This window comes from Variovorax brevis (assembly GCF_030317105.1).
Lineage (GTDB): Bacteria > Pseudomonadota > Gammaproteobacteria > Burkholderiales > Burkholderiaceae_C > Variovorax > Variovorax brevis.
Genome location: NZ_JASZYG010000014.1, coordinates 16,705 through 38,946 on the forward strand (window position 1 = coordinate 16,705; position 22,242 = coordinate 38,946).

A 22,242-nucleotide genomic window follows, 5' to 3' on the forward strand; every position below is an offset into this window, starting at 1 on the left:
CGTGGTCCTGCGCGCCGTCAGGCCCACGCGCGTTTTCGATCGAAACGCCCACACCGTCAGCGCCTCCCCGGAGCCCGGCATGCGATGGCCGCTGGGCGCCGCCTCTGTGGCGCCGAGCAGCGCAGCGTTTTGCGGGATCAGGCTCGCAGCTGTTTGAGCGAAGCGAGTTCTGCGAGACCCCGCAAAACGCGAGCAGCGCAGGGAAGTCGCGAAGCGACCGCCACAGTGAAGGCGTCCGGCGGCCATCGCATGCCGGGCGGCCTCCGCAGCGAACACACAAGAGATCACGCCACAACCCTCCGCAAACTGCTGACGTCATCCACCGTCCCCAGATAAGCCTCGATCACCTTCGCATCCGACTGCACCTCGCGCGGCGTTCCAGTGGCCAGCACCTCGCCCTGGTTCATCGCCAGCACCCGATCCGATACCTTGGACACGAGCGACATGTCGTGCTCCACCATCAGCACCGACACGCCGAGTTCATGCTGGATGTCCTGGATCCAGAACGCCATGTCGGCCGTCTCTTCGACGTTGAGGCCCGACGACGGCTCGTCCAGCAACAGCAGCTGCGGCTCCGTGCACAGGGCGCGCGCCAGCTCCACCACCTTGCGCACGCCGTAGGGCAGGCCCGCCACCATCGCGTCGCGGTGATGCTGCAAGTCCAGCAGTTCGATCACCTGCTCGGCCTTCTCGCGCGCCGCGACCTCGGCGCGCCGCGTGGCGCCGGTGAAGAACACTTCGCTCCAGAAGCCCGTCTGCCGATGCACGTGCCGCCCGATCAGCAGGTTGTGCAGCACCGTCGCATGCTCGAACAATTCGATGTTCTGGAAGGTGCGTGCAATGCCCAGCGCCGCAATCGCGTGCGGCGCCTGCTGCGTCAACGCAATGGGCGCCGCTCCACCGTGCCACGTGATCTCGCCCGTCGTCGGCGTGTAGATGCGGCTGATGAGATTGAACACCGTCGTCTTGCCCGCGCCGTTGGGGCCGATCAGCGTGAACACCTCGCCACGCCGCACGTCGAAACTCACCTTGTTGACCGCGAGCACGCCACCGAAACGCACGCTCAGGTCCTTGGCAGAAAGAAGAATCTCGCTCATCTGAGGCGATCCGATTTGGTGAACGACTTCTGCCGCTTGAACAAGCCGCGCCGGTAGAACGGGAACAGCTGCAACCACGTGCGGATCTTCAGCCAGCGGCCATAGATGCCCAGGGGCTCGAACATCACGAACGCGATCAGCACCACGCCATACACGAAGCCCTGAAGCCCCGGCGCCTGGCCGATCAGCGGCGGCAGGAAGTCCTTGGACATCGCGATCAATTGCGGCATGGAGATCAGGAAGATCGCGCCCAGGAAAGCGCCATGCACCGACCCGAGGCCGCCGATCACCACCAGCAGCAACAGGTCGATCGACTGCAGGATGTTGAACTGGTCCGGCGAGATGAAGCTCAGCTTGTGCGCATACAGCGCGCCACCCAGGCCGGCCAGCGCCGCGGAGATCGCAAAGGACATCGTCTTGTAGCGCGCCAGGTGAATGCCCATGCTCTGCGCCGAGATCTCCGAATCGCGAATGGCCACGAAAGCGCGGCCGGTCGGCGAGCGCAACAGATTCAGGATGGCCAGCGTGCAAAGCACCGCCACCACCAGACACAGGAAGTAGAAGCCATCACCCGAGCCCAGCTGCCAGCCGAAGATGGAAGGCGACTTCACGTGCAAGCCCGCGTTGCCGCCCGTCACGCTCTCCCATCGCGCAAATATTTCTTCCACGATGAAGCCGAAGGACAGCGTCGCAATGCCAAGGTAGATGCCCTTCACGCGCAAGGCCGGCAGCGCGACGACCACGCCGACGCCGGCCGACAGCGCAGCAGCAGCCACCAGCGCCAGGGGAAACGGCACGCCCATGTTGGTGAGCACGCCCTGGGTGTAGGCCCCGGTGCCGAGAAAGGCCGCGTGTCCGATGGAGAACTGGCCCGTGAAGCCCGCCAGCAGCATCAGCCCCAAGCCCACGATGCCGTAGATCAGCACGAAGGTGAGTTGCGCCAGCCAGTACTCGTCGATGAGCCAGGGTGCCGCGACCAGCAGCACGCCCAGCAGCCCATACCAGAGGCGATGCCCGCCGTGCTTGGCCAGCGCAAGGTCTTGCGCGTAGGAAGTCTTGAAGATGAAGCGCATGGATTCAGACCCGGCGCCGGGCCGCCCCAAGGCGGGGCTGCGCCCCCTCGGGGGGCAGCGAGTACACGAAGTGACGAGCGTGGGGGCACATGTTCTTTTAGACCTTCTTGCGCAGCTTTTCGCCGAACAATCCGTTCGGCTTGATCATGAGCATCAGCAGCACGACGATGTACGGCGCCGTATCCTTGAAGCCATCCGGCAGGTAGAAGCCCGCAAACGATTCGACAATGCCGATCACCAGCCCGCCGACGATCGCGCCGGGCAGGCTGCCGAAGCCCCCCACCACCGCCGCCGGAAATGCCTTGAGCCCGATGAAGCCCATGTTCGCGTGCACGAAGGTGATGGGCGCGAGCAACATGCCGGCAATCGCCGCCACTGCCGCGGCCAAGCCCCACACCAGACCGTTGAGCCGCTTCACCGGAATGCCCATGTAGTACGCGGCGAGCTGGTTCTGCGACGAGGCCTGCATCGCGATGCCCAGCTTGCTGTAGCGGAACATCGCGAACAGCAGGCCGCAAAGAATGGCGGTCGCCACGATGATCACCAGTTGCTCGAGGTTGACGACCAGCCCGCCAACTTTCCAGATCGCGTCCTTGTAGGGCACGGGCAGTGTGTGCGTCTCGGTGCCGATGCCGGGAATCATGGTAACCGCGCCGCGCATCACGTAGCCGATGCCGATGGTCAGCATCACGATGGTGAACTGCGGCTGGCCCAGCACCGGGCGAATGACGACCAGTTCGAGCAGCACGCCCATCGCCGCCATGGCGATCACCGCGAAGACAGCCGCCAGCCAGAAGGGAAAGTTGAAACTCGTCATGGCGGCCAGCGCGCAGAAGGCGCCGAGCATCATCAGCTCGCCTTGCGCGAAGCTCACCGTTTCAGTGGCCTTGTAGATGAGCACGAAGCCCAGCGCGATCAGGCCGTAGATGCAGCCTTGCGAAACGCCTGAGAGCAGGAGTTGTAGAACTTGCAATGCAACCTCAGTCGGGCGTGGTGTTTCGGGTGGCCGCGCCGTCGTGCAGCTTCAGCCGCCGCGAGCCCGCGAGGATCTCGCTGGGCCGCAGGCCGTAGACCTGTCGGATCGAGTGGCTGAAGTGAGTCGAGTCCGGGTAGCCCGCATCGAGCGCGATGTCGGTCAGGCTCGACGGCTGCCGCACGTGGCGCAAGAGGCTGCGCGCCCGTTTCCAGGCGCGGAAGGAACGAAAGGGCACGCCGGTCTCTTCCTTGAACAGATGCAGGAAGCGAGAGAAGGAAAGGTTCACGGCGCGGGCACACTCCTCGGCCGATGCCGGGCCGGACGGGTCGGCGTTGATGCGGTCGACCACGCGCTGGATGCGCGCGTCCATCGCACGCGGCGCCAGCGGCTCGCCAAAGAAAAGCGTGTCGAAGTCGAAGCCCTCGAAGGACTCCCGGCCCGACGCCGCGAGCAGCCGCGCATGCATGCCGCGCACCCGTTCGACGAAGCGCGGCGCATCGACGCGGCCGCAGTTTTGCAGGAAGGCCGGCAGGCGCGCCGGATCGACGGAGTCGGATTCGATGAGCAGGTTGAGCACCAGCGGCTGTGCGCTCTCGACGCGGTGCGGCACCTGCGGCGGCACCACCAGCAACTCACCGCTTTGCCACGCGCCATTGCCGATGCACACGCGAATGGGGTCGCCGGCCGACAAGGCCACGTAGATTCCCCAACCGCCAAAGGTGCGCTCACCCACTGCCCCCAGCAAGCCCGCGTAGAACACGCGATGCGTCGTCAACCACATGAGGCGATCACCACGCGGGGGCGTCGCCATGCTCGTCTCCTGCATGCCCTCGTCTCCTGTCAACAGCGATCGACTCATGACAAAGAAGAGACGTCGTGCTCGCGGGATGGTAGCGGTGCGCGTCGCTGTGTTGCGCTTCAGTGCGCGGGGACTTTCCCTTAGGCAACGCCCTAATCCCACACGCTGTCGGAGGGTACTGACAACGGCATTTCGAGCAGCATCTGCGCCATGCCCTTGCCCAGCGGATCGAGGCGCGGCGAACGCGGGCCGCCGCCGGCGAGGGCCTGGTGCAGCACCAGGTTCATGCCCGCAATGCCAGGCAGATGGAAGCGCTCGACCTCGCCATGCACCAGATGCGTGAACCACGCCTTGACCACCTCGGGCGTGACCAATTGCCACAGCAGCGGCAGCCACTCCGCGCGCCGCGCAACGAGTCCGATATTCGAGACGTCGCCCTTGTCGCCGCTGCGTGCCCATGCGAGGTCGATGAGGCGCACTTCGCGCATCGCGGTGCCGGCCGGCCATGACAGCGCTGCGGGTTCGGGCAAGGGTGCTGGCGTTGTCGACGCGCCCGATGAAGGCACGACGACCTTGCGCGTCTCGCCGTCGATGCTCATCTGCACGTCGACGCTCGCCTTGTCGATGAGGAAGGAGAACGGCTTCACCAGCGGCGACACCGCCGGCCGCCCACCACCGGGCCCTGTCGTGCCTGGCGACCACGAGGTGCCGGCAGGCGCCACTTCACGCGCAAATATTTCCAGTGCGCTGCGCGAGGCATGGTCGACGACGACGCGCATCATCACCTCGCGTGAGTCCCTGGTGCGTGCGCGCGGACCGTAGAGCACTTCGGTGCCGAGGACTTCCACGTGCGTTGCCGAGTAGTCAGGAAGTCCGCGTTCCGCAAACAGGCGCCGCGTGCGATCAAGGATGGCTTGCGCGGTCCGGCGCGCCTTGGCAGCCGCGTCCATGCCGACGATGACCATGCTGCCCGCGCAACGCCAGCCGTCCTGCGCGGTGGCCGACACCTTGTAGGCCGGCCCGGGCGGACGTCCACGGGCGCCGTGCACGCGAACATGCGCTTCGTCTTCCTGCTCGATGCGCACCTCGCGGAAATCGCACACGACATCCGGCAGCGCATACGCGCCGGGGTCGCCGATTTCATAAAGCAGTTGCTCCGCAATGGCCGCGCGCAAGATGCGCCCGCCCGTGCCTGCCGGCTTGGTGATGCTGAAGCTGCCGTCCTCGCGGCACAGCGCGATGGGGTAGCCGATGTGGGGCCAGTCGGGAATGTCCTGCCAGTCGGTGTGCAGGCCGCCGGTGGCCTGGCAGCCGCATTCAATGATGTGCCCGGCGAGGCTGCCGCCGGCGAGCCGGTCCCAGTCGTCCTGGGCCCAGCCGAACTCGTGCATGAGCGGGCCGAGCGTGACGGCGCTGTCCACGCAGCGTCCGGTGATGACCACTTGCGCGCCACCCGCCAGCGCATCGCGCACGGCCAGCGCGCCGAGGTAGGCGCTGGCGCTGACGACGCGCTCGGGCAGGGCTTCGCCGCTGTACATGTCGCGCACGCCGGCTTCACGCAGGGCCGGCATCCGGGCGCTGACGTCGTCGCCGGTGACGACGGCGATGCGCACCTCGACGCCGAGTTCGGCCGCCAGCGCGCGCAAGGCTTCTGCGCAGGCTTCGGGATTGATGCCGCCCGCGTTGCTGACGATGCGGATGCCCTTGGCCATCGCGTCAGCGAGTACGTCGCGCATGGCGATGTCCACGAAGTCGGTGGCGTAGCCCATGGCGGGCTTGCGCAGGCGCGCGGCGGCCAGCACGGCCATCGTGGTCTCGGCCAGGTAGTCGAAGACGAGGTAGTCGATCTGGCCGTCGCGCACCAACTGGCGCGGGCCGTCGCTGCTGTCGCCCCAGAAACCGGACGCGCCGCCGATGCGCACGACGCGGTTGGGGGATGTGGACGTGGCGGGAGTGCTCATCCTGCCGAGACTATGCGCCCTGGATCGGTGGGGCTTGCGAAAACTGGCTGTTGCTCCTTCTCCCCTTGGGGAGAAGGTTGGGATGAGGGTCTTGGGCGGTCGCGGGGCGAATGGGCGTCTCTGGCGCCGCCGCCCTTACCCCACCCTCTCCCGCCAGCGGGAGAGGGAGCAGGTCAGGCGTGGGGTTTGACGAATCGGTGCGGCTTGCGAAAACTGGCGGGTCTTGCTCCTTCCCCCTCCGGGGGAAGGTTGGGATGGGGGCATGCAGAGGTGGCAAGGGGCGGTGCGCTTTTCGACCGCCGCGTGCCCCCACCCCTGCCCTCCCCCGGAAGGGGAGGGAGAAAGAAAGAGTCAGGGGTGGGGTTTGACGAGGGCGGCGGACTCGCGGGCGCGGCTGCGGGCGGTTTCGATGTCATCCGCATGCACCAGCGCCACCCCCATGCGCCGCTTCACGAAGCTCTCCGGCTTGCCGAACAGGCGCACGTCCGCGCCGGGCACGCGCATCGCCGCGGCCACGCCGTCGAAGGCGATGCCGGTGGCGTCCACGCCGCCATAGATCACCGCGCTCGCGCCGGCGCTCTTGAGGGTCGTGTCCACCGGCAGGCCCAGGATGGCCCGCGCATGCAGCTCGAATTCGTTCTGCCACTGCGTCGCCATGGTCACCATGCCGGTGTCGTGCGGGCGCGGGCTGACTTCGCTGAACCAGACCTGCTCGCCCTTGACGAACAACTCGACGCCGAAAAGGCCCTGCCCGCCCAGGTCCGCCGTCACCGCCTGCGCGATCTGCTGCGCTTTTTGCAGCGCGGCGGGCGCCATCGGGTGGGGCTGCCAGCTTTCGACGTAGTCTCCGCTCACCTGCAGGTGGCCGATCGGCTCGCAGAAGGCGGTTTGCACCTTGCCGTCGGCGCCCAGGGAGCGCACCGTCAGCAGCGTGATCTCGTAGTCGAAGTCGATGAAGCCCTCGACGATCACCCGGCCGTGGCTCACGCGGCCGCCGGCCATGGCGTAGTCCCAGGCTTTTTGCACGTCGGCGGGGCCGTCGATCTTGCTCTGGCCCTTGCCGGAGCTGCTCATCACGGGCTTGACGACGCAGGGGTAGCCGATGCCGGCGTCGATGGCGGCCTGCAGTTCGGCCAGCGAATCGCAGAATTTGTAAGGGCTGGTGGGCAGGCCCAGTGTCTCGGCCGCGAGACGGCGGATGCCTTCGCGGTCCATCGTGAGGCGCGCGGCGCGGGCGGTGGGAATCACGCGCACCACGCCGGCGTCTTCCAACTGTTGCAACATCGGCGTGGCGATGGCTTCGATCTCGGGGACCACGAGGAGGGGCTTTTCCGCCTCGATCAGCGCCTTGAGGGCCGCCGGATCGCTCATGGTGATGGTGCGCGCGTGGTGTGCCACCTGCTGGCCGGGTGCGTTTTCGTAGCGGTCGACGGCGATGGTCTCGACGCCCAGGCGCTGCAAGGCGATGAGAACCTCCTTGCCAAGTTCGCCGGAGCCCAGGAGCATCACGCGGGTTGCGGAGGGAGAAAGGGGTGTGCCAATGGTCGTCATGGAGACGGACTTTAATTCACGGCGTGTCCGACAATGGAGCCCACGCCGGGCCCAGCGCCCGCGCTTTCGATTTTTTACTTGAGGAGATATCAAATGGCTATTCAAACCGTCGGCATCATCGGCGCCGGAACCATGGGCAACGGCATCGCGCAGGCTTGCGCCGTGGCGGGCGTCAACGTCGTGATGGTGGACATTGCACAGGCCGCCGTCGACAAGGGCATCGCCACCGTGTCGGGCAGCCTGGACCGCCTGATCAAGAAGGAAAAGCTCAGCGAAGCGCAAAAGAGCGAGGCGCTGGCGCTCATCAAGGGCTCGACCAACTACGACGACCTGAAGGGCGCGCAGCTCGTCATCGAGGCCGCCACGGAGAACCACGAGCTCAAGCTCAAGATCCTGAAGCAGGTCGACGGCATCCTCGCGCCCGAGACCATCATCGCGTCGAACACCTCGTCGATCTCGATCACCAAGCTGGCCGCGGCCACGTCGCGGCCGGACCGCTTCATCGGCATGCATTTCTTCAACCCGGTACCGATGATGGCGCTGGTGGAAATCATCCGCGGCTTCGTGACGAGCGACGAAACGCACGACGCCGTCAAGGCGCTGGCCGAAAAGCTCGGCAAGTCGCCCATCACGGTGAAGAACGCGCCGGGCTTCGTGGTCAACCGCATCCTGGTGCCGATGATCAACGAAGCCTTCTTCGTGCTGGCCGAAGGCGTGGCGAGCGCCGAGGACATCGACGCGGGCATGAAGCTGGGCTGCAACCAGCCGATCGGCCCGCTGGCGCTGGGCGACATGATCGGCCTGGACGTGATCCTGGCGGTGATGGAGGTGTACCTGGAAGAGTTCGGCGACTCCAAGTACCGGCCCTGCCCGCTGCTCAAGGAAATGGTGGCTGCGGGCCAACTCGGTCGCAAGACCAAGAAGGGCGTGTACACCTACTGACCTCCGGCCCCACGAGACAACAACCCAAGGAGACAAGCCGAATGATTGCAACGCCCACCACCCCGCCCATCGAAGGGTGTATCGACACCCAGGTCGTTGGCCATGTGCTGCTGATCGGCATCAACCGGCCGGCCAAGCGCAACGGCTGGACGGCGCCGATGTTCCGCCAGTTGGCCGAGGCGTACACGCGTCTCGACGACGATCCGGAACTGCGGGTGGGCGTGCTGCATGCATTTGGCGATCACTTCACGGCGGGGCTCGACCTGCCGGCGATCACGGAGTACATGAAGCGCGGCGAAAAAGCGATTCCACTGGGACTCGTGGAACCGCACGACTTCGGCACCGCCGGCTATCGGCGCCGCACCAAGCCGATGGTGGTGGCCGTGAAAGGCATCTGCTTCACGGTCGGCATTGAACTCATGCTCGGCGCCGACATCGTGGTGGCGGCGGACAACTGCCGCTTCTCACAGATGGAAGTGCAACGCGGCATCATGGCCACGGGCGGCGCCACGCTGCGCATGGCCGAGCGCGCAGGCTTGGGCAACGCGATGCTGCACCTGTTGACCGCCGATGAGTTCGACAGCGCCGAAGCGCTGCGGTTGAACTTTGTGCAGAAGGTCGTGGCCGCAGGGGAAGAATTGGGCGAAGCGGTGCGCATTGCGGAGCGCATCGCCGCGCAGGCGCCGCTCGCCGTTGTCGCCACGCGGCTGAACGTGCTCAAGGCCATCGAGCACGGCCCGCTCGCTGCGATGAGCGAGTTCATCGAGACGCAGAAGCGGCTGTCGAACAGTGAGGACGCGGCGGAGGGTGTGCGCTCTTTTGTCGAGCGCAGGCCGGCACGATTCAGCGGCCGTTGATTTCTTCACTCCCTCCCCCTCCGGGGGAGGGTTGGGGTGGGGGCACTCGGCGGTCGATCCGACACACATTCTTATCGACCGCCGCGTGCCCCCATCCCAGCCTTCCCCCGGAGGGGGAAGGAGCAAAACCCCAAGGCCTGCATGGATTGCCTTCGCAATTAATTTGCACACAATTTAATTGATCGATAGAATTCACCCCGTGCCCGCAACGCCCTCCACCCCCACACCCGCCGAGATGCTCCGGCTCGACAACCAGCTGTGCTTTGCCATCTATTCGGCATCGCTGGCCATGACGCGGTTGTACAAGCCCCTGCTCGACAAGCTCGGCCTGACCTATCCGCAATACCTCGTGCTGCTGGTGTTGTGGGAAGGCGATGGGCTCATGGTGTCGGAACTGGGCGAGCGGCTGTCGCTTGACTCCGGCACGCTCACGCCACTGCTCAAGCGCCTGGAAGCCAGCGGCCTCGTGACCCGCATTCGCGACGTGCAGGACGAGCGCCGCGTGCACGTCACGCTCACGGCCGCCGGACGCAAGCTCAAGACGCGAGCTGCCAGCGTGCCGGCCTGCCTGATGGCGGCGAGCCAATGCTCGGTGTCCGAACTGGTTTCGTTGACGCAGCAGGTGCAGTCCTTGCGCGACCGCATCAAGGCGGCCTAGAACACTCACACATCCTTTCACCCGCTTCGATCCGAGGCATTTTTCAACCCAGCGCAACCCAAGGAAACTGTATGACCACCCAACTCGACAAAGTCCTCTACACCGCCCAAGCCCACACCACGGGCGGTCGCGACGGCGCCGGCAAGTCCAGCGACGGCGCCATCGACGTCAAGCTCAGCTCGCCCGGCTCGGGCAAGCCCGGCACCAACCCCGAGCAACTGTTTGCCGTGGGCTATGCCGCCTGCTTCATCGGCGCGATGAAGGCCGTGGGTCCCAAGATCGGCGTGAAGGTGCCGGACGACGTGGCCATCGACTCCAGCGTTTCGCTCGGCCCGATCAACGACGGCAAGGCCTATGGCATCGCCGTGAAGCTGGCCATCACGCTGCCGGGCCTGGACGACGCGCAGAAGAAGCAACTGGTCGAAACGGCGCACCAGGTGTGCCCGTACTCCAACGCCACGCGCGGCAACATCGACGTCGAACTGGCCATCGCCTGACGACAACGACGACGCACCGGCCGGCAACGCCATGTCACGCCTGATTGCGTACGCCGCAGTCCTGCTGATCGCCATCGAGCACGTGTACATCCTCGTGCTCGAGATGTTCCTGTGGAACAAGCCGCTGGGCCTCAAGACCTTCGGCATGACACAGGAAGTTGCCGACAGCAGCAAGGTGCTGGCGGCCAACCAGGGGCTCTACAACGGCTTCCTGGCCGCCGGGCTCTTCTGGGGCGTGGCCACGGACAACCATGCGTTCATGGTGTTCTTTTTGCTGTGCGTGATCGTGGCCGGGCTCTACGGCGGTGCCACGGCGTCAAGCAAGATCTTCGTGACGCAGGCATTGCCGGCGGCTGTTGCGCTGGCGTTGCTCCTCCTGCTCACTTAGCGTCGGAGTTTCGCTCCACGCATTCCTGAACTCCCGGCCGGCTCCTCGCCCCTCCCTGCACAACGCCCAACTGCCCGTTCGGTCAGCTGGGCGTTGCCGCATCTGCTGGCTATGCTGCGCCAGCAGGGCCGAAGACGAGAGCCCGATGAGATCAAGGGAGTTTCGATGGCGACGCATGCGACGGCCCGCTGGCCGCTGGGCTTGCTCATGGCGGGTTTCCTGGCGGTGTCCACCTGGGCCGCCGAACCGGATGCGCAAACGCTGCTGGCCGCCAGCGACGCCGTGCGCAATCCGGCCAAGCCCTTCTCCACCACGGTGAGCCTGGTCGAATACGACAACGGCCAGGAACGCGACAGCACCGACCTTCAAGCCTATTCGCGGGCCGAACCCAACGGCGGCCAGTTCCGCAGCCTGCTGCGATTCGTGGCACCGCTGCGCGACGTCAACAAGGCGATGCTGAAATCGGGCACCGACCTGTGGTTCTACGACCCGGCCAGCAAGGCCAGCATCCGCATCTCGCCGCAACAGCGCCTGCTGGGCCAGGCCGCCAACGGCGACGTGGTAACAGTGAACTTCGCGCAGGCCTACCAAGCGCGCCTGGAGGGCGAAGAAGACGTGCAGGACGGCGAGCGCCAAAGCCGCCACGCCTACAAGCTCGTGCTGGCCGCCAAGGTGCCCGACGTGACCTACAACGGCATCGAGATGTGGGTCGACACCGCCACCAGCCGGCCCATCAAGGCGCGCTTCTTCAGCGAAAGCGGACGGCTCATGAAGACGGCCTTCTACCGGCGTTTTCGCGACGAGCTCGGTGCGTCGCGGCCCACCGAGATGGTCATCATCGACGGACTCAATCCCAAACTGGTCACGGTCATGCGCTACGGCCCCTTTGTCGAGCGCGACATTCCCGAAAGCTGGTTTCAGCGCGACTTCCTGCCGCAGTTCCAGCCTGAATGAGGGCCGCATGCTGGATCGTCGGGCTCCTGCTCGCGGCGCCCGGCATCGCGTGGGCGCAGGACAGCGCCGAACTCGCCGGCCTCCTACTCGCCGACGAAACGAAGAGCAAGCCCGTGCAAGACGGCGGCAGCAGTTTCAGCATCGAGCCGATGCTGCGCCGGGCCAGCTTGCGGCCCGGGGGTGACGTGCAAGATTCGCTGCGCCTGGCGCTCGAATTCAACATCGACCACCCCCTCTCGCCCGACTGGCGCCTGCTTGCAGCCGACCGGCTGGAGCTGGCCAACCCCGCATCGTCCAACGACGGGCGCAATGCGGTGAACACGCTCAAGGAGCTGTACGTCAGCCGCCGGCCTCGCGGCAGCGAGTTCCTGCTGGACGCCGGCCGCATCAACGCGCGCTACGGTGTGGCCTTCAGCTACAACCCGACGGATTTCTTCCGCGAAGGGGCCGTGCGCGTCGACAGCACCTTCGATCCGGCGAGCCTGCGCGAAAACCGTCTCGGCACGGTGATGCTGCGCGGACAAAAAGTCTGGGACGACGGCTCGCTCACCGCCATCTACGCGCCGCGCCTTGCCTCGCAATCCACCACCTCCGGCTGGAGCCCGGACTGGGGTGCCACCAACCGGCGCGATCGGTGGATGCTCGCCTGGAGCCAGCGCTGGGGCGAGGACTTCGCGCCGCAGTGGCTCCTGTACGGCAACGGCGAGTCGAACGACTCGCCCCAGATCGGGGTCAACCTGACGCGACTGCTCAACCCGTCCTGCCTGGCGCTGCTCGAAGTCAGCGCAGGACACGGCGCCAGCCTGTATTCACGGGCGACGGGAGACACGTCGAACACCGGATGGCTCAGCCGCGGGGTCGTCGGCGTCAACTGCACCGCCGCGCAAAAGCTGACCCTCGGCGTCGAGCTGCAGCGCAATGGCGCAGCACTGGACGACAAGGGCTGGCGTGACCTGCGCGCCGGGCCGATCCCGACCTATGGGGCCTACCGGCAGCAAGCGCAGTTGTTGCGCGATCCATCCACCCGCCGCAACCTGTTCCTGACGGCGCGCTGGCAGGACGCGCTGTGGCCGCGGCTCGATCTCAGCGCGTTCATGCAGGTCAGCCTCTCTGACCAGAGCCGCGTCTACTGGGCGGAGGCGCGTTATCACTTCAAGGACATGGACATCGCGGCGCAGTGGCAAACCACCACCGGAGAGCCCCGCACAGAATATGGCGCGCAGCGGCAAAAGCACGTCTTCCAGCTGCTGCTCAAGAAGTTCTTCTGACGACGTTCCACACCGCCAACAAGGCCCCCCATGACGACGACACGACGCTTCATCACCTCGGGCGAAGGCCTGCCCCAATGGCTTTCGCCCATCAGCCATGCCGTGGTGGTCGACCGCACCTGCTACCTGAGCGGCCAGCTCGCCCTCGACGCGCAGGGCCAGCTCGTGCCCGGCGATGCAGGCGACCAGGCACGCCTTGCGTTTCGCAACCTGTTCTGCGCGCTCAAGGCCGCCGGCTTCACGCCGCAGGACCTGGTGTTCGTGGACATCGCGTTCACCGATCTCGCGGACATGCCTGCCGTCAACGCCGTGTATGCCGAACTGTTCGAACCCGACCGGCGGCCGGCCCGCACCGTCTACCAGGCAGCCGCCCTGCCCTTTGGCGGCCGGGTGAAGGTGATGGGCACCGCCGTCAAGGCGGAATCGTGCGAGGGCTGATCGCCCTCAGCGCGTTGGCGCGCCTTCCACCACCGGCCCGGACAACGCGCGCAGAAAACTCGCCAGCTGCGCCAATTCGGCCGGCGACAGGTTGATGGGCTTGAGCTTCTTCAATTCCGAACGCCCGGTGGTCGCTTCGGGCGGGCGGTTGTAGTGCTCGAGCACTTGCTCCAGCGTGGCGAACTGCCCGGTGTGCATGTAGGGCGGTCGCAGCGCCACGTTGCGCAGGCTGGGCGACTTGAAGGCGCCCAGAAGCAACGCGTCTTCGGTCGATGCAAAGCGCAGTTCCTGGCATTGGTCGGGCCGGGCGTCGCTGAAGCGGCCCAGGCAGTTGAACTCGTCGGCCAGTGCCTGCGTCAGGCCCTCGACCCTGCCGCGCTCAGGGAGGCCGGACTTGAGCGGTGGCACGCCGATGTTGTGGAAGAACTGGTCGCTCAGCAAAGGCCCGCCGTGGCATACGAAGCATTGCGCCTTGCCGATGTACAACCGGAGCCCCGCCTTTTCCGACGCATCCAGGGCGCTCGCGCCACGTGAGTCGGGGTCGTCCAGCGACGAGACGTAGCGATCCATGCGCGAGGGGCCGTACTGCAAGGTCGACTCGTACGCGGCAATGGCCTTGCCCATGTTGGCGAACATGCGCGAGACCCCTTCGCGCCGCCCCTTGTCGATCGCCGCCCAGGCCGCGCGTTCGATGTCGGTGCCCAGCGGACCCGCGTCCTGCGGGAGGCCGGCGAGCGAAGGCGGTGGGCCGAACAGCTTTGCATAGGCCGGCCCATGGTGCCTTGCAAGCACACGGACATGGCGCATCCGATTGCCGCCGTGCTCCCTGGCATCTTCCAGCGGCCCCAGCGCCTGGGACCACAGGCTGTCCTTGCGGCCGTCCCAGAAGAACCATGCATTGCGGTCCACGCCCATCAGCGGCATCGTGCGGCGCACGCCCACGGCCACGCCAATGCCTAGAGGCCGGCCATCCTGGAACTGGTGCTGTGGCTGGTGACAAGAGGCACAAGACACCTGGCCGTTCTTGCTGAAGCGTGGATCGTTGAACAGTTGCTTGCCCAGCGCAATGGCGCGCGGGTCTTTGGCGTATCGGTTGCTCACGTCGGGCTCGGCGGGTGCGAGCCGGGACAGCTTCATCGAGCGCAGTAGCGCCAGCTCTTGCGGTGACCACGTGTCTCGCTCACTCTTCGTCGCGCCACCCGGCTGCGAATTCGCAACGCCGACGGCCAGCCCGAAGAGCACAGCAAGAACGAAGCGCATGCGTGTCAATGCGCGCGCAGCCCCGGCGCGTGTTCCCGGCGCCTGGCGCATCAGGGGTTGCCGCCCAGCAGGCGCAGCGCGTTGCGCGACATCAGCCAGCTGCGTTGATGTTGCGAGATGCCGGCCAGCGGCCCTTTGGGGCCAACAAACATCTCCATCACCTTGCGGTGGCCGCCGGAGTAGCGAAACACCGGCCAGTCGGTTCCGAAAAGGATCTTGTGATTGATGTTGAGCCTGAACAGCTCCGCAAGCCCCGCCTGCCACCCGCCCGGATGGGTCGAGCCCAGGAAGGCGCTGATGTCCAGGTACACATTGGGGCGAAAGGCGCACAGGCTCGCGCACGCCTGCACATGGTGGATGGCACCGTGCGCGAGGATGAAGTTCACCCCCGGAAAGTCCAGCGCTGCCTGGTCGAGCAAGTCGGGGTGCGAATAGCTGAAGGCCAGGCTGGGGCTGGTCGGGCCGATGTGCAGCAGCACCGGCAGGCCATGCGCCTGACAGAGTTCGTAAAACGGATAGAGCTGTTCGCAGCTCGGGCTGTAGCCGCAGGGCGGGTACAGCTTCAGGCCCTTGAAGCCGAACTCCGTCACGCCGCGTTCGAACAGCGTCAGCGCATCGCGGCCCCAGCGCGGATCTACCCCGGCAAACACAAAGAAGCGGCCTGCATGGCGCTGAAGGATCGCGTGATGCGCCACGAACATCTCTTCGATGCTGAGCTCGCTGCGCATTGCAAAAGTGAAGTCGGGCAGCAGCAGCACGGCCTGGTCGATGCCGGCCGAATCCATCTCCGCCACCAGCACGTCGCCCTCGTGATCCTGGCTCATGCGCAGGTACGCGTCGAGCAGTTCGTTGATCGACTTTTTGACGCCGGTGGCAGCCAGCCGCGCCTCGACGTTGCGGCACAGGCCCTCGAAGAACGCGGGCGGAATGAAGCGCGTCGATGCGATGTGGCAATGCGCATCGACGATGTGCCCATCGTAGAGTGCGGCACCCGCGGCGGGCGTGCCGGTTTTGGCGACGGCCGTGCTCATGTCGCTCAGGCCCGCGCAGTCGCCGACGCCCGCAGGGTCTGTAGCGCACGCGCTTTCAGGTCGCTGACGCGTTGCATCATGAAGTGCCCAGCGTGGGTCTTGCCCTGCGCCCGCGCATAGTCGGGCAGCGTGCCGTAGGTCTGGAACCCGAAACGCTCCCATGCGCGGTGGGCCGGCGTGGCGTCGCGCACGTCCAGCGTCAGCACGTCGACGCCGTCGGCCTCGCACTTCAACGCAATTTCCAGGAACGCCGCAGGCAGCACCAACCCGCCCCGATAGCGCTCCAGGATCATTCCCTTGGCCAGGTCGGTGATGTGGCAATTATTGGGATTGAGGTTGCGGCGCAGCGTGCACAGGCCGATCACTGTGCCGTCGTCGGTGACGATCGTCAGCAGGCGGCACTTGCCGGCGCCGAGGTTGGCCTTGAGCTCGTGCAGGTATTGCTGTGCTTCGGCGTCGCTGATTTCCTGTGCAAAGCCGATGATCGGCGCCGACGCCGTCGTCACCCGCATCAACTCGATGATGCGCGGCTCAAGCGCGGCGTCGATGTGTTGTGGCCAGCCGAACACCACGCCCACGGTGCGCGCGCCGCCAAAGTCCATGTCGTAGCACGCGCCTGCCTGCGTTGCGTTGCGCTGCCCGGTCATGCCGGCACCTCTTGCGTTGCATTGCGTTGCGCCGCCATGTCTTCAAGCACGTCGCCCAGGTCGTGGGCCACCAGCCATTCGTCGTCGTAGACCGTGTCGAGATACTTCAGGCCGCTGTCGGCGAGCACCAGCACCACGTTGCAAGGCCCGTCCTGCTTTTGCAGAAATTGCCGCGTCGCGGCGATCACGGAGCCGGAGGAGCCGCCCATCAGCAAGCTCTCGTCCCGCGCCAGGCGGCGGCAACCAAGGAAGGCGTCTCGGTCGCTGACCTTGATGACCTCGTCGATGAGCTCCTCGCGGATATTGCCCGGCTTGTAGCTCAGGCCGATGCCGTTTTGCAGGAAGGGCTTGAACTGCCCGCCGAACACCACCGAGCCCTGCGGCTCGACGCCCACCACGTGGACGGACGGATCGCGCTCCTTCAGGTAGCGCGCCACGCCGCTCAGATGGCTGCCGGTGCTGACGCTCCCGACCAGCACGTCCACGGCACCGCACAGCTGGTCGTGGATCTCCGGCCCGGTGCCGTAGTGATGCGCGTCGATGGCGGCCGGGTTGTTGTACTGGTCGAGGTTGATGCAGCGCGGCGTTCGCGCGGCGATCGCCTTGGCCAGCGCTATGCGCTTTTTCTGGAAACCGCCCTGCTCGTCAGGGTGCTCGACCATTTCCACCCGCCCACCAAAGGCGCGCACGATGTTGACGTTGGCCCTGGGCGTCTTCGGATCGAGAATGCAGATGAAGTTGTATCCATGCACCGCGCACAGCATCGCCAGCGCGTGGCCCATGTTGCCCGAGGTCGACTCCACGATCGACCATCCTGGCACCAGACCGTGGTCGCGCCTGGCCTGCGCAAGAAGCTGCATGGCACTGCGGTCCTTCACGCTGCCGCCGGGGTTGCGGAATTCCAGCTTGCCGTACACGGCGATGCGCCGAGCCGGATCGGACAAGCTCTTGAGATGCATCATGGGTGTGTGACCTATCAACTCGGCGACGCTGTTGGCAAACATTCGCTGCGCTCCCTGGATCTTTTTTTGGTGTGATGAAGCCGGGCCTGTGGCCCGCATCCGTCGCGACGGCGATGCGCGTGGCGATGAAGGACTTTAGTAACGCAAACGCCCGACCGGTACCTGTCCGTTCGGGCTTCAACCTTTGGGGGATTGCCCGACACACCCGATCGGTCCAAGGCGCCCTAGATTTCCCCCGACACAAGGCACTCCTGCAACACCGGCTCCACACGCCGAAAGCGCGGATGCGGCGCCTGCACTTGCTCGCCCCCGGCCATGAAAGCGCGCAACAGTTGCGCGACGAGGCCACTGTTCTGATGAATCAGATAGTGGCCCGCCGACTGCAGCTCGAAGTGCGACGCGCCGCCGAACTTGCGGCACAGCGATTGCGCACGTGCCGCACTGGTCGTCTCGTCGAGTTCGCCCGTGACCAGCAGCATGGGCACTTCCAGCGGCGCGCCAGCCGGCGGCACCAACGGAGTGTGGGCGCGAAAGTTCAGCAACTGGCGGCTGTAGTCGATCATGTTTTCCGCCGACGCGAAAGGCGCATGAAGCCACGGCAAGGTGTTCGCATCAGGCATGGCGAGCAGGGCGCCGGCGTCAGTGTCGGCGGCGCCTTCGCGCTTCTTCATGAGCGCCAGCATCGAGCGGGCCATGCTGTCGGCGGACTGCGGCATGCGCTCGACCAGCTTGCACATCGTGTGCAGGCTGGTCTCATAGGCCGAATCGCTTCCGCCGTCGTCTTCGATGCCTGCAAACGACGGCGACAGCAAGCTCAGCGACAGCACCTGCGCAGGCAGTGCGCGGGCGAGTTCGATCGCAAACTTGGCACCGCCGCACCAGCTGGCGACGTGGCATTGCCCCACGCCTTCAGCAGCCAGCATGGCGCGCACGGCCCGCAGATGACTCGCCAGCGCATCGGGCGCGTCATGGCAGCTGCGATGCAATCCATGCGGCGCGTCCTCGTTCACCGGGCCCAATGCGAGCACGACGAAGTGCCGGCACAGGTCGCGCACCAGCGGTTGCCAGAAGTCCGGCGCGAGCCCGAATGCGTTGACGATCACCAGCGCTGGGCCGCTGTCGCCCACGCGCCAGTAGGCATGCTCCGGATCGACCAGGCGCCGCAGGTGCAAGCCCGGCATGTCGCGCAGGCGCGCAGCGGCGGCGCGCTGGTCTTCGTGCGCCGCGCGATGCACTCCCACGCAACTCGCCACCCGCACGCGCAAATCGATTCGCGGTGCCGGCAAGGCGATGAGATGGATGGCATTGTCCGCCGACGCCTCCTGCAACGCGTGCGCGTCGAGCCCATGCAGTGCCTGTGCATGGCGCAAGCCCTGCACCAGCAGCGTCGCGAAACGATCGGATGCCGGGGCGTCGTCGGCCAAGGGAATGTCCACTTGTTCGGCCACGTGGCGCAGCAACTGCGTTTCGGTGCAAAGCGCCTCGGCGTGCAGCAAGTGAACGCCATCGCCGGCCGACGACGTGTGCATCGCCAGGCACTGCACCACGGCCTCCAGCGCCAACAGATGAACGGATTGCGGCTGCGCTGGCAGGCGCAAGGGTTGCCGCCCGAAATAGCCATCGAAGCGGCGCCGCGCTTCGAACACCGGGGCCACGGCACTCTCGATCCACGCATCCAGCGCCGCAGGCTGCTGCGCGCCCAGCGCATCGCCACCATCCAGGCCATGCGCAAGGATGAAGCAACAAATCTCGGTGCCGCTACCGGCATGCGCTTGCACGGCGGCGCGCAGGATCTCCTCAAAGCGCTGCAAGCTGCACGCGCCCGCGAAGTCGTGGTACGCCGCCACCAACCGCAGGCGTCCTTGATCGCGTGCGCGTTCAAGCTGTGCGCAAGATGGCAACGTTGCCCGCCCTTCGGCTGCAGTTGCCAATAGCTGCATGACGGCGTCACCGTCCAGCAGCAACGTGGGCGCATCGGCGGGCACGCGTCCTGCCTGCAGGCGCATATCGAGTGCTCGCCACGCGCTGGCTTGGCCGCCGTTGAGCGGCATCGGAAATTCCCGGCTTTGCATTCGATCCGCTCAATGCGTGGCGCCGGCCTTGAGCAAGGCGATCAGGTCGAGTGCCTCGCCAATGGTTGCCAGGTTGGCAACCGCTTCCGTGTGCCCTGCGAAGCTCACACCAAAGCGCTCTTCCGTCAGCGCCACCAGCGAGATGAGCGAGATCGAATCGAGCATCAGGTCAGTCGTCAGGCTTGAGTCACGGCTGAGCGTTTCGGCAGCGACGTCGACAGGGGTGATTTGATGGATCAGATCGACGAGCGCGTCGAAGGATTCTGCGGCCATGTCTTGCATTGGTTCTCCCTTTGGGTCGCAGATTTATAGCGGGCGGCCTTCGTGCTGACTACTGCCCGGAAGTACTGAATTGCCGGTTTCGCCCTTGCCCCAATGGACAGGTTCGGGCACGTGTGTACTGCGTTAACTTCCTGCACAACAACAACACATGACGGGGAGATCGACATGAGCGAAACCATCGAGGCATGCGCGCTGGACAAGGAAAGCTTCGCCATCAAGCTGCGCGAAACGCTGAACGCCCAACTCACGCTGAACCATCCGATCTTTCAGGAGCTGTTCACGCCCACGCGCAACCTCGATCTGCTGAAGATCATTTCCCTCGAGGGCTACCAGATCACCAGATACTTCCTGGAGTACATCGAGAACCTGCACTTCCGCTGCCCGCTGCCGGACCACAAGCGCCGCCTGCTCTACAACATGTTCGAGGAAGAGACCGGGCGCTTTTCCAGGACCAAGAACCATGTCGAGTTGATGCGCGACTTCATCCGCGCACAAGGCATCAGCGATGAAGAGCGCGACGCATGGATGCCGTCGGACGCGACCCGCGAGTTGATCGACTACCGCCTGCGCAACTGCACGAACAGCGACACGTATCACATCGGTGCCGCCGCGGTGATGATCGCCAGCGAAGGCCAAAGCCTGGAGACGCGTGCGGGCGAAGCGCGGCACACCATCCTGGGCAAGATCTATGGACTGAGTGAAGCGGACACCGCCTTCTTCTCTGTCCATCAAAAGGAAGACGTGGCCCACGTTGCCGAAGGCATCCAGCTGGTGTCGGAGTTGTGCACCACGCACAAGATGCAGCAAGAAGCCCTTTTTGCCGTCACCCACACCTGCCAGCTGTTCTGGGGCATGTACGAAAGCGCGGCCCAAAAATATGCCGCCCTGCTCAAGGCAAAGGCGGCGGCGCTGCCCGAGCCAATCAGCGCATGAAGGGCGATCAGATGCACATTGCCGACATCCTTGCCCGCCTGCGCGGCCAGCCCACCCGACTGGTCCTGGTGGATGCCAAAGGCGTGGAAACGGTCAGGACCTTTCACGACCTGCATTGCGACACGCTGCGCGTCGCCCAGCGGATGCGCGCCATGGGCATCGGCAGTGGTTGCCGCGTCGGCATCGCCGCGCCCAGCGGTTATGCATGGATGGCCTGGGACTTGGCCTGCGTTGAACTCGGGTGCATTTCGGTCGCGCTGGCCAACGAGCGCCCGACCGCCGATTGGGACGAACTGATCGACACCTACCAGCTGAGCCTGTTGGCGGTCGACTCCGAGTGGATCGCCTCGGCGAGCGCTCCCGATGCCCGGGTGCAACCCATCGAGATCGATGCGCCAGCCATCGCCGTGGCACTGCTTTCGCACCCGCTGCAACACGCGCCGGGCACGCATTCGCTGGTGTTCAGTTCGGGCACCACCGGCAAGACCAAGAGCCTGGTCATCAACCGGGCAGGCACCGAGCACCTGCTCAACCTCTATTTCGAAGCCTTTGGCGTGGTGCCCGGCGAACGCTTCCTGACCTTCCTGCCCTTTGCGAACTATCAGCAGCGGATGATTTACTACTTCTGCCTCCATCACGGGGTGGAGTTTGTCTACGTGCCGTTTCCGCTGCTGTTCAGCGGCCTCAAGAAGCACCGCCCCAGCTTCGTCATTGCACCGCCGGTTCTCTACGAGACCCTGCAGGTCATGGCACGCGCAAGCGCCGGTGCCCAAGGCGCCAACGACCCGGACGTGCTCACGCGCAAGCTCGCCGAGCTGACGGGCGGCAACATCCGCTACATGATCACGGGCATGGCGCCGATCAAGCGCGCCGCGCTCAATTTCTTCTGGCGCCACGGCATCGCGCTGTACGAAGCCTTCGGCATCACCGAAGCGGGCATGGTCGCGTGGAACAAGCCCGGCCTCATGCGCGTGGGCTCGGTGGGCCAGCCCGCCGAGCCGGGCAGCGTCACGCTGTCCGACGAAGGCGAGGTGATCATTCGGCGCAACGCACTCCTGTCGCTGGGCTACCACGAGGCCAGCGAAGAAGACAGCCGCTCGACCTTCCTGGCGAGCGACACGGTGGCCACCGGCGACATTGCGCAGTTCGACAGCGAGGGCTTCCTGCACATCATCGGACGCAAGAAGGACGCGATCATCACCAGCAACGGCGAGAAGTTTCATCCGGAACCCATCGAGTCGTTGATCCAGGCCGACGCACGTGCCAGCGTTGCCGTGGTGCTGGCCAACGCGCGGCATGGCCTGACGGCCGTGATCTCCACCAAGGCCCAGGACGACACGCACGTGCTGGCCGCCTTGCGAGCGCACGTGCGGCAGATCAACCAGGACCTGCCTGCCCAGCAGCAGATCAAGGAAGTGCTCTTCACGCACCTGGACTTCAGCATCGAAAACGGGCTTCGCACCAAGAACATGAAGCTCAACCGGAAGGCCATCGCCAAAGCCTTCCTCGAAGGCGGCTGAGCAAGTCGCGACGCCAGGCGGCGCCAGACGCCGCCATCAGCGCGGCCCGTGCGGGTCAGCTCCACCAATTCGTCGA

Annotated in this window: 22 protein-coding genes; 10 read left to right on the forward strand and 12 right to left on the reverse strand. The window is 65.7% G+C overall.

Going from position 1 to position 22,242, the window contains the following annotated elements:
* Positions 1-284: 284 nt before the first annotated feature.
* From QTI66_RS30470 to purT, 6 genes are all read right to left on the reverse strand, one after another.
* Entirely contained in the window at positions 285-1,097 is an 813-nt protein-coding gene (locus QTI66_RS30470) for an ABC transporter ATP-binding protein (protein WP_286564033.1), read from the reverse strand.
* On the reverse strand, positions 1,094-2,170 hold the full coding sequence (locus QTI66_RS30475) for a branched-chain amino acid ABC transporter permease (RefSeq protein ID WP_286564034.1): 1,077 nt from the start codon (positions 2,168-2,170) through the stop codon (positions 1,094-1,096). The genes QTI66_RS30470 and QTI66_RS30475 overlap by 4 nt, the downstream gene beginning before the upstream one ends.
* Positions 2,171-2,267: 97 nt before the next feature.
* Complete coding sequence (locus QTI66_RS30480) at positions 2,268-3,143, reverse strand: branched-chain amino acid ABC transporter permease (protein ID WP_286564035.1); 876 nt, start codon at positions 3,141-3,143, stop codon at positions 2,268-2,270.
* Between the two features lie 7 nt (positions 3,144-3,150).
* Complete coding sequence (locus QTI66_RS30485) at positions 3,151-3,972, reverse strand: helix-turn-helix domain-containing protein (protein WP_444815070.1); 822 nt, start codon at positions 3,970-3,972, stop codon at positions 3,151-3,153.
* A 125-nt stretch (positions 3,973-4,097) separates the two neighbouring features.
* Complete coding sequence (locus QTI66_RS30490; protein WP_286564037.1) at positions 4,098-5,906, reverse strand: acyclic terpene utilization AtuA family protein; 1,809 nt, start codon at positions 5,904-5,906, stop codon at positions 4,098-4,100.
* Positions 5,907-6,257: 351 nt separating this feature from the next.
* Complete coding sequence (purT, locus tag QTI66_RS30495; protein ID WP_286564038.1) at positions 6,258-7,457, reverse strand: formate-dependent phosphoribosylglycinamide formyltransferase; 1,200 nt, start codon at positions 7,455-7,457, stop codon at positions 6,258-6,260.
* Between the two features lie 93 nt (positions 7,458-7,550).
* Between purT and QTI66_RS30500 the strand changes: the two genes are divergently transcribed.
* The 8 genes from QTI66_RS30500 (at position 7,551) to QTI66_RS30535 (ending at position 13,459) form a co-directional block, all read left to right on the forward strand.
* Positions 7,551-8,399 (forward strand): 3-hydroxybutyryl-CoA dehydrogenase, encoded by an 849-nt coding sequence (locus tag QTI66_RS30500; protein WP_286564040.1) that lies wholly within the window; start codon positions 7,551-7,553, stop codon positions 8,397-8,399.
* 41 nt (positions 8,400-8,440) lie between these two features.
* Positions 8,441-9,256: a crotonase/enoyl-CoA hydratase family protein gene (locus QTI66_RS30505; protein ID WP_286564041.1), complete on the forward strand. Its 816-nt coding sequence runs from the start codon at positions 8,441-8,443 to the stop codon at positions 9,254-9,256.
* Positions 9,257-9,491: 235 nt separating this feature from the next.
* The gene (locus QTI66_RS30510; RefSeq protein WP_286564166.1) at positions 9,492-9,914 is read left to right on the forward strand and encodes a MarR family winged helix-turn-helix transcriptional regulator; all 423 of its coding nucleotides are present in this window, start codon (positions 9,492-9,494) and stop codon (positions 9,912-9,914) included.
* A gap of 71 nt (positions 9,915-9,985) precedes the next feature.
* Positions 9,986-10,411 carry an organic hydroperoxide resistance protein gene (locus QTI66_RS30515; RefSeq protein ID WP_286564042.1) on the forward strand — a complete coding sequence of 142 codons (426 nt, stop codon included), beginning with the start codon at positions 9,986-9,988 and terminating at the stop codon, positions 10,409-10,411.
* A gap of 31 nt (positions 10,412-10,442) precedes the next feature.
* Positions 10,443-10,799 (forward strand): DUF1304 domain-containing protein, encoded by a 357-nt coding sequence (locus tag QTI66_RS30520; RefSeq protein ID WP_286564043.1) that lies wholly within the window; start codon positions 10,443-10,445, stop codon positions 10,797-10,799.
* 165 nt (positions 10,800-10,964) lie between these two features.
* Complete coding sequence (locus QTI66_RS30525) at positions 10,965-11,753, forward strand: outer membrane lipoprotein-sorting protein (protein ID WP_444815071.1); 789 nt, start codon at positions 10,965-10,967, stop codon at positions 11,751-11,753.
* The gene (locus tag QTI66_RS30530; protein ID WP_286564044.1) at positions 11,750-13,021 is read left to right on the forward strand and encodes a hypothetical protein; all 1,272 of its coding nucleotides are present in this window, start codon (positions 11,750-11,752) and stop codon (positions 13,019-13,021) included. Before QTI66_RS30525 ends, QTI66_RS30530 begins: the two co-directional genes overlap by 4 nt.
* A 30-nt stretch (positions 13,022-13,051) precedes the next feature.
* Entirely contained in the window at positions 13,052-13,459 is a 408-nt protein-coding gene (locus QTI66_RS30535) for a RidA family protein (protein ID WP_286564045.1), read from the forward strand.
* A 6-nt stretch (positions 13,460-13,465) separates the two neighbouring features.
* Here QTI66_RS30535 and QTI66_RS30540 read toward each other — a convergent pair whose 3' ends face one another.
* The 6 genes from QTI66_RS30540 to QTI66_RS30565 all read right to left on the reverse strand — a co-directional run bounded on the left by QTI66_RS30540 (position 13,466) and on the right by QTI66_RS30565 (position 19,704).
* Positions 13,466-14,719 (reverse strand): cytochrome-c peroxidase, encoded by a 1,254-nt coding sequence (locus QTI66_RS30540; RefSeq protein ID WP_286564046.1) that lies wholly within the window; start codon positions 14,717-14,719, stop codon positions 13,466-13,468.
* A 50-nt stretch (positions 14,720-14,769) separates the two neighbouring features.
* Positions 14,770-15,750 (reverse strand): amidohydrolase family protein, encoded by a 981-nt coding sequence (locus QTI66_RS30545; protein ID WP_286564047.1) that lies wholly within the window; start codon positions 15,748-15,750, stop codon positions 14,770-14,772.
* Between the two features lie 5 nt (positions 15,751-15,755).
* Positions 15,756-16,397, reverse strand: coding sequence for a GNAT family N-acetyltransferase (locus QTI66_RS30550; protein WP_286564048.1), 642 nt, complete (start codon positions 16,395-16,397; stop codon positions 15,756-15,758).
* Positions 16,394-17,401 carry a PLP-dependent cysteine synthase family protein gene (locus QTI66_RS30555; RefSeq protein ID WP_286564049.1) on the reverse strand — a complete coding sequence of 336 codons (1,008 nt, stop codon included), beginning with the start codon at positions 17,399-17,401 and terminating at the stop codon, positions 16,394-16,396. Before QTI66_RS30555 ends, QTI66_RS30550 begins: the two co-directional genes overlap by 4 nt.
* A gap of 182 nt (positions 17,402-17,583) precedes the next feature.
* Entirely contained in the window at positions 17,584-19,431 is a 1,848-nt protein-coding gene (locus QTI66_RS30560; protein ID WP_286564051.1) for an alpha/beta fold hydrolase, read from the reverse strand.
* 9 nt (positions 19,432-19,440) lie between these two features.
* A complete protein-coding gene (locus QTI66_RS30565; RefSeq protein ID WP_286564052.1) occupies positions 19,441-19,704 on the reverse strand; it encodes an acyl carrier protein in 264 nt (87 codons plus the stop codon).
* 174 nt (positions 19,705-19,878) lie between these two features.
* On the opposite strand from QTI66_RS30565, the gene QTI66_RS30570 reads away from it, so the two are divergent.
* Together QTI66_RS30570 and QTI66_RS30575 are read left to right on the forward strand one after the other, a co-directional pair.
* On the forward strand, positions 19,879-20,646 hold the full coding sequence (locus tag QTI66_RS30570; RefSeq protein ID WP_286564053.1) for an iron-containing redox enzyme family protein: 768 nt from the start codon (positions 19,879-19,881) through the stop codon (positions 20,644-20,646).
* Complete coding sequence (locus QTI66_RS30575; protein WP_286564054.1) at positions 20,643-22,166, forward strand: AMP-binding protein; 1,524 nt, start codon at positions 20,643-20,645, stop codon at positions 22,164-22,166. The genes QTI66_RS30570 and QTI66_RS30575 overlap by 4 nt, the downstream gene beginning before the upstream one ends.
* Positions 22,167-22,242 lie beyond the last annotated feature (76 nt).

What these genes read in the sequence shown, in the direction of transcription:
- QTI66_RS30555 (WP_286564049.1), bottom strand. Translation starts at nt 17,401, where the DNA reads ATGTTTGCCAACAGCGTCGCCGAGTTGATAGGTCACACACCCATGATG.
- QTI66_RS30550 (WP_286564048.1), bottom strand. Translation starts at nt 16,397, where the DNA reads ATGACCGGGCAGCGCAACGCAACGCAGGCAGGCGCGTGCTACGACATG.
- QTI66_RS30470 (WP_286564033.1), bottom strand. Translation starts at nt 1,097, where the DNA reads ATGAGCGAGATTCTTCTTTCTGCCAAGGACCTGAGCGTGCGTTTCGGT.
- QTI66_RS30525 (WP_444815071.1), top strand. Translation starts at nt 10,965, where the DNA reads ATGGCGACGCATGCGACGGCCCGCTGGCCGCTGGGCTTGCTCATGGCG.
- QTI66_RS30570 (WP_286564053.1), top strand. Translation starts at nt 19,879, where the DNA reads ATGAGCGAAACCATCGAGGCATGCGCGCTGGACAAGGAAAGCTTCGCC.
- QTI66_RS30545 (WP_286564047.1), bottom strand. Translation starts at nt 15,750, where the DNA reads ATGAGCACGGCCGTCGCCAAAACCGGCACGCCCGCCGCGGGTGCCGCA.
- QTI66_RS30565 (WP_286564052.1), bottom strand. Translation starts at nt 19,704, where the DNA reads ATGGCCGCAGAATCCTTCGACGCGCTCGTCGATCTGATCCATCAAATC.
- QTI66_RS30500 (WP_286564040.1), top strand. Translation starts at nt 7,551, where the DNA reads ATGGCTATTCAAACCGTCGGCATCATCGGCGCCGGAACCATGGGCAAC.
- QTI66_RS30575 (WP_286564054.1), top strand. Translation starts at nt 20,643, where the DNA reads ATGAAGGGCGATCAGATGCACATTGCCGACATCCTTGCCCGCCTGCGC.
- QTI66_RS30475 (WP_286564034.1), bottom strand. Translation starts at nt 2,170, where the DNA reads ATGCGCTTCATCTTCAAGACTTCCTACGCGCAAGACCTTGCGCTGGCC.
- QTI66_RS30560 (WP_286564051.1), bottom strand. Translation starts at nt 19,431, where the DNA reads ATGCAAAGCCGGGAATTTCCGATGCCGCTCAACGGCGGCCAAGCCAGC.
- purT (WP_286564038.1), bottom strand. Translation starts at nt 7,457, where the DNA reads ATGACGACCATTGGCACACCCCTTTCTCCCTCCGCAACCCGCGTGATG.
- QTI66_RS30510 (WP_286564166.1), top strand. Translation starts at nt 9,492, where the DNA reads ATGCTCCGGCTCGACAACCAGCTGTGCTTTGCCATCTATTCGGCATCG.
- QTI66_RS30490 (WP_286564037.1), bottom strand. Translation starts at nt 5,906, where the DNA reads ATGAGCACTCCCGCCACGTCCACATCCCCCAACCGCGTCGTGCGCATC.
- QTI66_RS30520 (WP_286564043.1), top strand. Translation starts at nt 10,443, where the DNA reads ATGTCACGCCTGATTGCGTACGCCGCAGTCCTGCTGATCGCCATCGAG.
- QTI66_RS30505 (WP_286564041.1), top strand. Translation starts at nt 8,441, where the DNA reads ATGATTGCAACGCCCACCACCCCGCCCATCGAAGGGTGTATCGACACC.
- QTI66_RS30540 (WP_286564046.1), bottom strand. Translation starts at nt 14,719, where the DNA reads ATGCGCTTCGTTCTTGCTGTGCTCTTCGGGCTGGCCGTCGGCGTTGCG.
- QTI66_RS30485 (WP_444815070.1), bottom strand. Translation starts at nt 3,972, where the DNA reads ATGCAGGAGACGAGCATGGCGACGCCCCCGCGTGGTGATCGCCTCATG.
- QTI66_RS30535 (WP_286564045.1), top strand. Translation starts at nt 13,052, where the DNA reads ATGACGACGACACGACGCTTCATCACCTCGGGCGAAGGCCTGCCCCAA.
- QTI66_RS30515 (WP_286564042.1), top strand. Translation starts at nt 9,986, where the DNA reads ATGACCACCCAACTCGACAAAGTCCTCTACACCGCCCAAGCCCACACC.
- QTI66_RS30530 (WP_286564044.1), top strand. Translation starts at nt 11,750, where the DNA reads ATGAGGGCCGCATGCTGGATCGTCGGGCTCCTGCTCGCGGCGCCCGGC.